At 44.1% G+C, this 12602-nt stretch carries 9 protein-coding genes; 5 read left to right on the forward strand and 4 right to left on the reverse strand.

Annotated features, from left to right (window positions below):
* The first annotated feature begins 127 nt into the window (after positions 1 to 127).
* Positions 128 to 1624, forward strand: coding sequence for a glycoside hydrolase family 130 protein (locus H8S90_RS15435; protein ID WP_187338750.1), 1497 nt, complete (start codon positions 128 to 130; stop codon positions 1622 to 1624).
* Here H8S90_RS15435 and H8S90_RS15440 read toward each other — a convergent pair.
* The 3 genes from H8S90_RS15440 to H8S90_RS15450 form a co-directional block, all read right to left on the reverse strand.
* Complete coding sequence (locus tag H8S90_RS15440) at positions 1613 to 2623, reverse strand: glycosyltransferase family 4 protein (protein WP_187338751.1); 1011 nt, start codon at positions 2621 to 2623, stop codon at positions 1613 to 1615. The two genes, H8S90_RS15435 and H8S90_RS15440, sit on opposite strands and share 12 nt — an antisense overlap.
* On the reverse strand, positions 2574 to 4859 hold the full coding sequence (locus H8S90_RS15445) for a glycosyltransferase family 4 protein (protein ID WP_187338752.1): 2286 nt from the start codon (positions 4857 to 4859) through the stop codon (positions 2574 to 2576). The genes H8S90_RS15440 and H8S90_RS15445 overlap by 50 nt, the downstream gene beginning before the upstream one ends.
* 213 nt (positions 4860 to 5072) lie before the next feature.
* Positions 5073 to 5426: a VOC family protein gene (locus H8S90_RS15450; RefSeq protein ID WP_187338753.1), complete on the reverse strand. Its 354-nt coding sequence runs from the start codon at positions 5424 to 5426 to the stop codon at positions 5073 to 5075.
* 414 nt (positions 5427 to 5840) lie between these two features.
* Here H8S90_RS15450 and H8S90_RS15455 point away from each other — a divergent pair, with 414 nt between their 5' ends.
* Both H8S90_RS15455 and H8S90_RS15460 read left to right on the forward strand, forming a co-directional pair.
* Positions 5841 to 7040 carry an ankyrin repeat domain-containing protein gene (locus tag H8S90_RS15455; protein ID WP_187338754.1) on the forward strand — a complete coding sequence of 400 codons (1200 nt, stop codon included), beginning with the start codon at positions 5841 to 5843 and terminating at the stop codon, positions 7038 to 7040.
* A 22-nt stretch (positions 7041 to 7062) separates the two neighbouring features.
* Positions 7063 to 8409 carry an ankyrin repeat domain-containing protein gene (locus H8S90_RS15460; protein ID WP_187338755.1) on the forward strand — a complete coding sequence of 449 codons (1347 nt, stop codon included), beginning with the start codon at positions 7063 to 7065 and terminating at the stop codon, positions 8407 to 8409.
* 73 nt (positions 8410 to 8482) lie between these two features.
* On the opposite strand, the gene H8S90_RS15465 is transcribed toward H8S90_RS15460, so the two are convergent.
* Positions 8483 to 9511, reverse strand: coding sequence for an adenylate/guanylate cyclase domain-containing protein (locus H8S90_RS15465; protein ID WP_187338756.1), 1029 nt, complete (start codon positions 9509 to 9511; stop codon positions 8483 to 8485).
* Positions 9512 to 9862: 351 nt separating this feature from the next.
* Between H8S90_RS15465 and H8S90_RS15470 the strand changes: the two genes are divergently transcribed.
* Both H8S90_RS15470 and H8S90_RS15475 read left to right on the forward strand, forming a co-directional pair.
* Positions 9863 to 11281 carry an arylsulfatase gene (locus H8S90_RS15470; RefSeq protein ID WP_187338757.1) on the forward strand — a complete coding sequence of 473 codons (1419 nt, stop codon included), beginning with the start codon at positions 9863 to 9865 and terminating at the stop codon, positions 11279 to 11281.
* A 262-nt stretch (positions 11282 to 11543) separates the two neighbouring features.
* Positions 11544 to 12587, forward strand: a complete 1044-nt coding sequence (locus H8S90_RS15475) for a linear amide C-N hydrolase (RefSeq protein ID WP_187338758.1) — start codon at positions 11544 to 11546, stop codon at positions 12585 to 12587.
* Positions 12588 to 12602 lie beyond the last annotated feature (15 nt).

Genomic DNA, 12602 nt, shown 5'->3' on the forward strand with positions numbered 1-12602 from the left:
ATAGGTAAAGGTGACCTCTGAAAAGGTCACCTTTTTTCATTCCCAAAATCATATTAAACTATTACGAATAACGAATTTTTTTGAAGGAGTACCACGAGCAGATGATCTGCCATTTTAAAAAGAAAAGATGTCCATAAAAGTAGTTAGGAAAAAAAAGATATTCGAACCCGATTTCAGTAGAGTAATCGCTAGGTTTCTGTTCACGGGCGATGAACGTGGAAAACGCCTGATCACTGCGATATTGGATCTCACCGATAAACAACAGCAAGAGACATTCGATCGGGTGATCCGTAAGTATGAAAAAAGACACCGCGACATTCGGAAGATATTCGCTAACCATTTCGAACACTTGGTGCCGTTGATGAAAAAGATGAGGATTGATCCCAGCAAACTACCACAGCAGCTGCGGTTACTTATCGGCGCGTACTTTACCATGGAGTATTCTATAGAAGCGGCTGCCTTTTTTAATCCCTCGATTGTCGAACACCCTGACCAAACGCTGCTCAAGAGCGGACAAAAGCGCGTAATTATTAGTTTTCGGGCCACTGGAGAAGGCCATATTTCTTCCATTGTGTTCCGGCAGGGAGTTTTGGATAAACATAATGATATAACCATTGATCATCCCGGAAAGCTATTGGAAGCACCTGAACATGTCAAAAAACATACCTACCATAAAAAGTCTTTTTTAGGAAAGCTGAAAGAGATGTGTAGTCAAAGTGGATACCAACATGATGAAGCCTATTTAGCAATAAGTAAACGACTAAAAGATACCTTCACTTATGATGAACTGAAGGAATCACTACTGGATGCAGAGGCGGAACTGGGAGCTAAACCGGAATATATAGCCTTTTTACAGGAAGTAAAATGGCTGGCATCATCCAACTATGAGATGACCTTTGCAACAGATACGCGGGTGTGCGAAAGGGTGATCTTTCCGATTGCTGATACCGAAAGAAACGGTATTGAAGATGCACGTTTTGTGCGTTTTGTTGATGCAACGGGAGAAGTGACTTATTATGCTACCTACACCGCCTATGATGGCATGGCAATACTTCCCAAGCTACTCATGACCAAGGATTTTTTACATTTCAAAGTCATGCCCATACATGGACATATTGCGCAGAACAAGGGTATGGCTTTGTTTCCTAGGCAGATTAACGGGCGGTATGTGATGCTCTGCAGGATAGATGGCGTTAACAATTACATTGCTTATTCGGACAACATTAACGTTTGGCGTGAAGCACAGCGTATACAGACACCGGAACACCCCTGGGAGCTGGTGCAAATGGGAAATTGTGGATCGCCCTTAGAAACGGAGGCTGGATGGCTGCTGATTACCCACGGGGTGGGCCCGATGCGTGAGTATGCACTTGGTATATCGTTGCTCGACCTAGATAATCCTACGCTTGAAATCGGGAGCCTGAGCGAACCACTGCTGATGCCCAACCGTGAAGAACGTGAAGGTTATGTGCCCAATGTGCTGTATTCCTGTGGAGCCTATATCCATCAGGGCGAACTGGTTATTCCTTATGCCATGTCGGATTATGCCTCTACTTATGCTACAGTCAATGTAGCGGATCTCTTAGCAAAGTTACTTGGGAAAAAACAGCGTTCAAAGCGCTAAAATACGACGGTAAACGGCAATATAATCGGCTGTCATTTTTTCCTGCGTAAACTTACTTCTAGCCCATTTTAGGCAGTCATTGCGGGAAAGACTATGGATACCGGCAATAGCCTGAATGGCTTCATCCACACTGTTTACCAAGAAGCCCGTTTGGCCATGTCTGAGCAATTCCGGCATGGAACCCCTGTCCATAGCGACTACGGGTGTGCCGCATAGCATGGCTTCGGCAACACTCAGCCCGAAAGGTTCATCAAAGGCAATCAGGTGGAGCAAAGCGGCTGCATCACCCAGCAGACGATTCCTTTCCGCCGGACCAACATTGCCCACATATTGAATCTGTTTACCATTGACGTGGGGTAAAATATAGGTGGAGAAATAATGCTCATCCTGAACTAATCCTGCAATAATAAGCGGCATAGCCGAGCGCTTGGCAACCTCGATGGCCAAATGTGCGCCCTTCTCCGGGTGTATTCGACCGAAGTATAAAAGGTAACTTTTTGGATTGGCAACGAATTGAAATTGCGAAGTAGCTATGCCATTATATACGGTTGCAATATAATCCAATTCCGGAGATCGATCCGCATCACTGATGGAAACATAGAAACAATGGCGGTTATACTTTTTATAAACGGGGATAATCTTTGGAGAGGAAAATCCATGGATGGTGGTTACCATGGGTGTATGGATGAGCCGTGAATAGGTCAATGGTAGAAAATCGAAATGATTATGGATGATGTCAAAGTCGGCCGCCGCCTCCATAACCTCACTGATGTGCAGGCATTCTTCCACTTTGGCGTCTAAGGAAGGATCTTCCGCGTAGCCACGGAGCGCACTATACCTAAGTCGCCCTTTAGTGATCGAATCCGCCGTAGCGAATAGTGTTACATCAATCCCCTGCTTAATCAGTCCCTCGGTAAGGTTGGAGGCTACCTGTTCCCACGGACCGTACTTACGGGGAGGGGTGCGCCAAGCTATCGGCGCCAGCATGGCTAGCTTCATCGTGTGAAAATTTGCTGTAGGGTATTTCAAATGTATGTTGGATGGCCAGGTAAGAGATGAGGTAAGCGAGCGTACTTTCCGCACCCTGATTACGGTTCACGCCATCCTGTTGCAATCCGTCACAGCAACCGTGAGTCTCAAAATCATACAGACTGACCCGAAGATCATTTTCACCGAGGAACCACATGAATGACGTATATAGTAGACTGAGGTATCGTGGCTCACCGGTATAATTGTAAGCTTGAAGATACAAGAGCACCGTGGCCATTGCATCGATAGGTTGTTGGGCGAAAGGAGAGGGCACATGGCTTTGACGATACCAGTTTTCATTGCCGATAAGACTTAAATAACCTTTCTGTAAGGTGTGCCGCTCCAAAAAGGCCATGCTTTCCAAAGCGGTTTCCCTAAATGCTGTATTTGTCAAAACCTCGGCTGCACATAGCATTGCTAAAGGAAGGAGTGCATTGTCATAGGCCAACAGGGATTCGTACCAATGCCAGTCAGCTGTTCGATTGTCCCGGTACTCCGTATGAAGACGCGTGGCAAGTTTTCGCATCAACTCCGTCATTCCTTCATCAGAAGGATTATCTTGGAGGTAATGGTACAGTCCTATGACGGTATTGGCAATACTTCGGATAGACTTTAAGTTTTCAAAGTGGGGCATAGCCCTGAAAAATAATTGCCGGGCAACTTGATAATAGGCATCCACAGGCGCATGAGCCATAGCATAACCCAAAGCCCAAACAGCTCGACCAAAGGCATCCTCAGAACCCACGTCCTCCAGAAAATTGCGATTGAAATTCATAAAATTCCGGAACGTACCATCGGGGTTCTGCGCATAAAGGATATAGCCGAGATAAATCGGAATGTTTTGAAGGGCGGTTTCACTTTTGGTACGTCGATAGGCCATTAGCATCATCAGCAGGGCACGGGCGTTATCGTCCAGACAATAGCCTTCGTTATAATTAGGGATGCCGTAGGTGGCATGTTGAAAAATACCAACGCTGTCGGTAAGCCGCTTAATATGATCGAAACGTAACGGTGGTAATATGTTACGATCTAAAGCCGGGTCTTTTTTGATAATAGGTTTGCTTGCATTTTTGGCAAGTTCTTGAGCAAGCGCATAGTATGTGGCTCCTGTTTTTGGCCAAGTGATGGTTTTTCCGTATTCCCCTGCGCGCTGCCGGAGAGCTTCCAATTGCTGTGGATGGTCAAGTAAATCTAGCAGTACCCTTGATAACTCTTCCGAATCATTGAAATTGAACAACCGCCCCCGACCTTCTGCCAATAACTCCGTAGCATGCCAGTAAGGTGTGGATACGGCTGCAGAACCTACACCAACGGCGTAAGATAGGGTACCACTGGTAATTTGGCCCTCATTGAGATAAGGGGTAAGATAGATGTCTGAAGCGCTAAGGTATAGAAAAAGGTCGTCTTGCGATGCGTACTGATTCAGAAAGATAACATGCTCTTGAAGATCCAGCTTTTTGACTAGCCGATGCAAAAATAACCGATATTCTTCCCCAGCATGTCTCAACACGTTCGGGTGGGTTTTACCAAGTACGATATAGACTACATCGGGGTATTGTGCCACAACGTCCGGCAAGGAACATATCACCGTTTCGATGCCTTTATTACGACCAATGAAACCGAATGTTAACAACACTTTTTTATCCGTAAGCGCTAATGTTTGTTTTGCAGCTGTCTTATCATACCGGATATCGGGTACTCCATGAGCTATCTTCTCGATTTTGTCGGCCGGAACTTCATATAGCTCCTGAAGCATTTGTATCGCTTTGTCTGCCATCACGATTACTTTTTCAGCAACTCTGGCAATTTCCTTCATGATAACCAACTCATTATACGATGGTTTCTTCAGAACGGTATGAAAAGTAGCCATTACCGGCACTTCCAGGCTATGTAGCATGGTGAGAATGAACACACCGTTCTGCCCACCGAAAATGCCATATTCATGTTGGATAATACAGATGTTTACCTGTTGCTGGTTAATAAATTCTGCTGCTTTTATATAAGTGTCGTGATCCTCTTGATCAATGACATAGGCTACCTCAGGTGGGTAATCGTAAGCATTGCCAGGGTCATTGATTGCTATGACGATATGTTCGGTTTCTTGCGAATATGCTGTTATTCCTTCGATGGTTTCGAATAGGTTTGTTGAGAAGGTTCCAATGCCACATTGCCTTGGTTTATAGGTGCCTACGATTGCAATTTTCATTTTTTCTGTACGTTAACCCTTTGCTTGTGCCCTTACATAAGAAAAACAGATGCAGTTTTGTTTGTTATATACCTATACTAAAACGAATAATTGACATATTTTGTTGAAAATTAGCTTTTTAAAATGTTGAAGATTCGTATGATACGCCTTCGCTAACCTAATTACTTTAAGTGTTCGGAGATTTGCTGTGACCTTCTCATGTAACTATATCTTCTAATCAACGTGTGAAAGTATGTTCACCAGCTTATTGAAGGGATCTCTAACAAAAAAACGATATACACCCCAAGGTTCGGTTGTTGGCCCATATGTGATCTTAAATCCAGCTTCTTTCATTTGAGAAAAGACGCTGTCCACGTCATCCACTTCTATAGATATATCCGGAGTTGGCGTACCTGATCCACCTTCATTTGCAAAGCTGATCTGAACCTGCATTTTGCTGTCACTTCCATAGGTACTGATCCACCCGAAATCCATTAGCGTATCTAAACCAAGTATTTCACCGTAAAATTTCTGGGCTTTTGCAATGTTTGCTGTATGGATATTCGTAACAATCCGTTTCACTTTCATTTTTTGTTTGTTTAAAGTGTTCCGCCCCAGGAAATTTCTGCAAAATTTTCATGCAGGGCCGATTTACCAAAGTTACCAAAAATTTTATGGGAAGCCGTTTTGCTCCTCTTGTTCAAAAGTCGGCTGATTGTGTCCAGATATCAGTTTGTGCATAGCTGGTTTAATGTTTTTGCAAACCATTGAATATGCGTAATAATATCAAGTTAACTTGTTTGTTTATAGTTTTTTGTGTTGTTGATGTAGACAATTTGTAGATTCCCGTATACCGTTAATGTAGATGTTTTGTAGGCGTAATCAAATCATATGACAGGAGGTACAAGTCTTATATTTGGGCCAATGAAATCGGAGCATTTGATTCGATCATATGCTGGTTATTTAAGGCGTATGAAAGATAGCAGATCAAAATAGAACATAATGACGAATAACGATTTACGGGATATAACAAATACTGCGAGTAAAAGTGATACTGCGTCGATCATCACTATGATGGAAGACGCCTCGTTAAAAGTAGAATTTGATACGCACGCACTAAAATCGGCGCTCAGCCAACTGATCCGTTCGTCGCATTATCCAGCATTGGATTTACTGGTTAAAGAAAACATCATATCGACTGATCTTTACGATTATGATCGTTTTGATACGAGTATTATGCGCGAACTGCTGACGCCGATTTTATCTTCGCAAGACGCTATGGACGCGTATGTCGGTTGGTTACGTACGTATTTGGAACAGGTGGAAGATATCGACGAAGATGTCAATGGTTTGACCTTACTGGAATTTTCATTGGAGCTTAAGGCTCCTGTACCGATTATTAAAGCAATTGCTGCGGCAGGAGCTGATGTTCATAGGATGGATAAAAATGGGCAGAACCTGTTGTTTAAGGTGTGTAACTTGCGTATGCTACCCGCCCAGTACCTAGAGGAACTGGTAGATTGGTTATTGGAAGAGGGGATTGACCTGAATGCTGTTTCGGTGGAACGCAAAACACCGCTGCATGTGGCTATTGATTCGGGTAAACCGGAGATCGCCATAAAATTAATAGAGGCAGGAGCAGATCCCAATGCGCCGAATACAAATGGCGAGACTTCTTTTTTTCTTGCAGCGGTTCATCAACAAAATGCCGATTTGCTGGAGCATTTATTGCAATACCAAATACCTGATTTTTATGCGCAAACGAAACAGGGCGAAAACCTATTGAATGGCTTTTTGCGCATGATGTATCAGGAAACGCCCCGTAACCTGAAGATCATTGACTTATTGTTAAGCCATGGCGCAGATCTGAAAGAGTCTTCCCTCTGGTATCATCAAGAGAAAACAGGAGTTGATTGGATGGTGGAAAGATCGGCAGATTTACTTCAAATGGTATTGGAGAAAGGGTATCTGGACGTCGATTATCGCGATAATCTGGGAAATACGCTACTGCATAAAGTTTGCCGGTTCGATATTAATTTTGACGCAAATAAGGCGCGTGATCTCTATAAAAAAGTGAAATTCCTGATCAAAAGCGGTGTAGACACAACAGTAGAAAACACAGAAGATAAGAAGGCGGTAGATTATGCAATGGGTGATGATCTCAAAACGAAAACAGTGGAGTTATTATTAAAGAACCAGTAACATTTAAAAATAAAACACATATATGTCGCAATCATTTATTGTTGCTTGTGAAGGAGGAAAACGTAAGATTGCTGAAATCTTACTGGAAAAGAATCAAGTGGAGGTATCCTATACGGATGAGTATGGGCGCACAGCCCTACATTATGTGGCACACAGAGGGTACGTGGATTTAGCGAAGAAACTGCTTGACGCGGGAGCTTTAATCGATTATGAAGATCATAACGGCGAAACACCTTTGTTTTTTGCCTTATTGCAAAAGCAGAAACAAACAGCCATTTGCTTGCTGGAACATGGTGCGCAGGTGCATATTAACGATTTTCAGGGAAATACATTACTACACCTCGCTGCCCGTACCGGTCAGCAGGATATGGGAGAAAAACTCATTGCGCAGGGATTAGATGTGAACGCCCTGAATAATAAAGCGGAGTCACCGCTTTTGCTGGCGGTAGAATATAAGCACCCGCCTATGGTGAAGTTATTGGTGCAGCTGGGCGCTAATGTGGATATAACGGATAAGGCTGGCAACACCCCTCTGAATTTGGCGATATCTTGCAACTCGGTGCCCATTGTGAATACCTTATTGGACAATGGGGCTTCCGTAAATCTTTTAAATGATCAGAGTGAAGGCCCTTTGCTTTTAGCCGTAAAGAATGGCAATCGGATCATTGCGCAAAAGTTGTTAGAGCAGGGAAGCGATATCTTTGCGGAATCTGCTGAAGGTATTTCTCCGGTATGGTATGTGTGCAACAGTAACCAGAAAGAGTTATTGGCCCTGTTTCTGGATAAAGGGCTTTCATCCGATTACGCCCGTGCGGTGGATTCCTTTGATGGGAAGGATGGTGATTACTTGCAGAAATTGACCGCGCGTGCTGGTGGACGTACTTTTATCCTAGGCTTTGAAACGCATTACGCCGGGGAGACCCTGCTGCAAACAGCAACAAAAATGGGCTTTCTTTCGCTGGTGAAACAGTTGTTGGATAGTGGCGCGTCGATTGATAAGCAGGATGCTTCCGGTAACACGGCACTCCATTATGCGGCGGCCTATGGCAAGAAGGATGTGCTGCGTTATCTCTTGTCTAATGGAGCTGCTACCGATATCGCAAATGTGTTGGAACAAAAGCCGATTGACTATGCTAATATGCAGGGATTCAATGAAATTACTGCACTTTTAATTGACTTTGGAGCAAAAACAAATGATATAAGTGATGGGCCGGTAAAAGCCGGACAGCAACCTAAACCTGAAATACGGCAGGGGATGGACATGACAGACAAGAAACAAGCACTATTTGATCTGAAAGATTTATTGGACGCTGGTATTATCAGTCAGGAAGAGTTCGATCTAGAGAAAGCAAAAATCCTGAAAGCATAGTCGCCCGTTGTTCTCTGGCGTACAGTTAAACGGTATGTCTTAAATTCAATTAACTTAAAAAACTTTGGCAGGGTCAATCTAATGTCCCTTCGATGCTCGTAATGCCGATCTCACTGGATTTTCCCTTGAGCTTTATCATGCCTAAGGGCTGAGTCTTAAAATGATCTTCAAGTCCGACCTGCCGCACCATCTGGGAAGACGCCAGAAAATCTTTGTCAAAGTGGTTACAAACGCTTTGAATCCTTGCCGTAGTGTTGATGGTATCGCCATGATAGGCAATATCCCGCTTTATGTCGCCGATTTCCACGGCCGTAACCACCCCCATATGAAGGCCGGCTTTGAACTCGGGAAAAAAGCCGTAGTTTTCTTTATAATAATCAAGGCGCTTCAGGAACTGGCTTCGGCAGGCAAAGAAAAACAGTGCACAGCGATCATATTGCATATCACGATCTATGCGCCAACTCACAACAACTTCATCACCAACATATTGGTATACTTCGGCGTTGTAAGCGGGCAAAACCTGATTGATGTCATAGAGGCTGTCCCGTATGAACGAACTGTATCTGATATGGCCCAGAATTTCGGCGATGGTGGTAGACGATTTTAGATCCATGAACATAAATACCCGCATTTCTTCTACCGGTCTCCGGTATTTTCCCAATACCAGTGGAATGAGAACACCGGGTCCGTACTTTTTGTTAACCTGATTAATGAAGCCTATTAGCAAGGTCATTAGGAGATAATACAGCAGAAAAAGGTAAATGATATATTTCCTCGATAGGAAATTAGCAGGAGAATCTCCAGGTATAGTATAGGGGACATTGATCTCAACCGAAACCGCAGATAGGATGGCGATTATCACGATAATCATGAGCAGTGAAAGCAGGGCCTTTGCCAGGATGACGCTGCCCAAGGCCATTTTCCCGAGACGATATTTATCAAGATAATATTCCGTTGCCCCGAGCAATGAGCCGTATAAAATACCCAGCAGGGTGAAGAGCATAAACATTGATCCGGTCCGGTATTGCAGCTGCAGGCCGAAAACCTGATCGATAGATTTGGCGTGCAGGTAGAGTATAATACCGATTAGATTGTTGGCCATCACCCAGAACGTGACTTGAATGCCCACATAGCTCAGTGCGGGGAATCTTGACGCAAAACGACGGACATAAGCGGTATAATTGAATTCAGATTGCATCCTGTTTCAGGTATCTGGATAAAGATAACATAATTTGGCGTTGATTGACGAATACCGATCTTATGAATAGAATTGTTTATTTCACCAATCAACTTCGTTAGCATGGGCCCGCCCGATAAATAAGGCTTGGTTGTGGGCTTCAGTACATCGGATGGATAATCTGAACTTAATTATGTAGTATTGCGGTATGCAGATGTACGCTTGAAGTTTGCTGAAACACAGCATCCGGGCTACGGTAATTAATAAAGCAATTGAATGATGAACAGAACCTTTTTACTGGCAGTATTGCTGCTGCTACTGCAAACAACCGGCAAAGCGCAGGAGAAGCAACCGAACATTATCTTTATTCTGGCGGACGACTTGGGTTATGGCGATGTAGGTTTTAATGGGCAGCAGTTTATTCTTACACCTAATATTGATCGTTTGGCGGCCGAAGGTATACGCTTTAACCAGTTTTACGCCGGCACTACCGTCTGTGCGCCTTCCAGATCTGCTTTGATGAGCGGGCAACATACGGGTCATACTTTTATCCGTGGAAACCTAGGGGTAGAACCGGAAGGGCAATACCCTATACCCGACTCTCTGTTTACCATGGCGGAGGCATTGAAGCAAGCGGGATATACAACCGGTGCCTTCGGAAAGTGGGGTTTGGGTCCGGTGAACTCCGAAGGAGATCCCAATAGGCAGGGTTTTGACCATTTCTACGGCTATAACTGCCAATCCCTGGCACACCGTTATTATCCGACGCATTTATGGGATAACGATAAAAAAGTGGTGCTCGAACAAAATGGGGATTTGCTGTACAATAAGCAATACGCGCCGGATCTGATACAACAAGAGGCCTTGGCCTTTATTGATAAGAACAAAGATGAACCCTTCTTTTTGTTCCTACCTTATATTCTCCCGCATGCGGAACTTTTAGTGCCAGATGATAGTATCTTTCAATCGTACAAAGGGAAATTCCCGGAGGAGGTTTTTAAAGGTGATGACTACGGAAAGGATGCGCGCCCGAGCGGCTATGCTTCTCAAGCTTATCCGCATGCTACCTTTGCAGCAATGGTGGCTCGCTTGGATTGGTATGTCGGGCAGATTCTCGACCAACTGAAAACCTTGGGTATCGATGAGCAAACCCTTATTGTGTTCAGCAGCGATAACGGACCGCATGTAGAAGGAGGGGCCGATCCTGAATTTTTCAATAGTGGAGGTGGCCTGCGTGGTTTTAAGCGCGACCTGTACGAGGGAGGAATCCGTGTACCTTTTGCGGCAAGATGGCCAAGTGTGATACAGCCCGGTCAACAGAACGACTTTATCGGTGCTTTCTGGGATCTGTTTCCTACCTTTACGGCATTAGCGGGTGCAGAACAAACGCAAGGTGTAGATGGCATCTCCATAGTGAACGCGCTGACGGGAAAAGACACACAGAAACAACATACCTACCTTTATTGGGAATTTCACGAACAGGGTGGCAAACAGGCCGTACGCTATGAGCAGTGGAAAGGAATTCGTTTGAAAGCTAAAGAAGACCCTGGTGGCCCGATTGAACTGTATGATTTATCGCGTGACCTGCAAGAGCAGCAAGATGTCGCTGCTGAACATCCGGAGATCGTCAAAGTAATCGCACAGTTTATGGAAGAGGCACGTACAGATAGCGAAATTTTTCCCTTCGATAACTAGCTGTTGCGTCTATTTCCAATCCAGAAAACACTGATTTTACAGTATTCCCGTGATGGGTTTGCTGTGTTGATCTTTTGGAATCAAAAAGGAAAACAATTACATGGATTACTGGGGCTGTTCTGTGGATTTCCGTTCAATTTTTAGAGAACCGATTGCCTGAGTTATAATTATGTATTTAATAACCAATGTTGTAAATTAGATGAAGTGAAACCTTAACAGTTTGATCGATCTTAAAACAGTATAAACTTAAATTTTGTATGAAATGGCTACGCTTAGAAAATCACTCTTTGTATTGGCGGTATGCGTGTTAATAACCATACACACGGATGTCAATAGTTGTACACGGATGGTGTATAAAGGTATCAACGGTACAATACTTACCGCTAGATCTATGGATTGGAAAGATGACATCTTAACTAATCTTTGGATATTTCCTCGGGGTATGGAAAGGAATGGGGAGGTAGGACCGCAGTCGGTGAAATGGAAATCAAAATATGGAAGTGTAATTGCCTCCGGTTATGATATCTCGACAACTGATGGGATGAACGAAAAGGGATTGGTAGCGAATGTGCTATGGCTTGCCGAATCGGAATATCCAACATGGGACCAGAAAAGCCCAGGCCTTTCGATAGCCGTTTGGGCGCAATACGTTCTGGATAATTTCGCTACGGTAGCTGAAGCGGTCAGCGATTTAAGCGGTGAACATTTTACGGTCATTACCGCTAATGTTCCGGGACAGGAGCGGCTCACCACATTACATCTCTCGCTTTCAGACCAATCAGGCGACAATGCCATATTTGAGTATATAAATGGTAAGCTTGTCATTCATCACGATACGTCTTATAATGTGATGACCAATTCACCCATATTTGATAAACAATTGGCGCTAAATGAATACTGGGCAGAGATCGGTGGAACCACCATGTTACCCGGTACAAATAGGGCGGCCGACCGGTTTGCCCGGGCTTCCTTCTACATTGATGCCATTCCTAAGACTGACGATAGGTTGACGGCGGTGGCAAGTGTGTTTAGTGTGATTCGCAATTGTTCTGTTCCCTTGGGGATCAGTACTCCCGGACAACCTAATATTTCTTCAACGCGGTGGCGCTCGGTTGCTGATCATAAACATTTGGTTTACTACTTTGAAACCACCACCATGCCGAACACGTTTTGGGTAGACTTTAAAACGGTCGATTTCTCCGAAAATGCGCCTGTAAAAATGTTGACGCTGGGCGGCAATATTTATGCGGGTAATGCCATCGATTCTTTTGTCGAAACGGAAGCGTTTAAATTTCAGGGAATTTAGGTGAAAAATACTTGT

It is taken from the genome of Olivibacter sp. SDN3 (assembly GCF_014334135.1).
Taxonomy (GTDB): domain Bacteria; phylum Bacteroidota; class Bacteroidia; order Sphingobacteriales; family Sphingobacteriaceae; genus Olivibacter.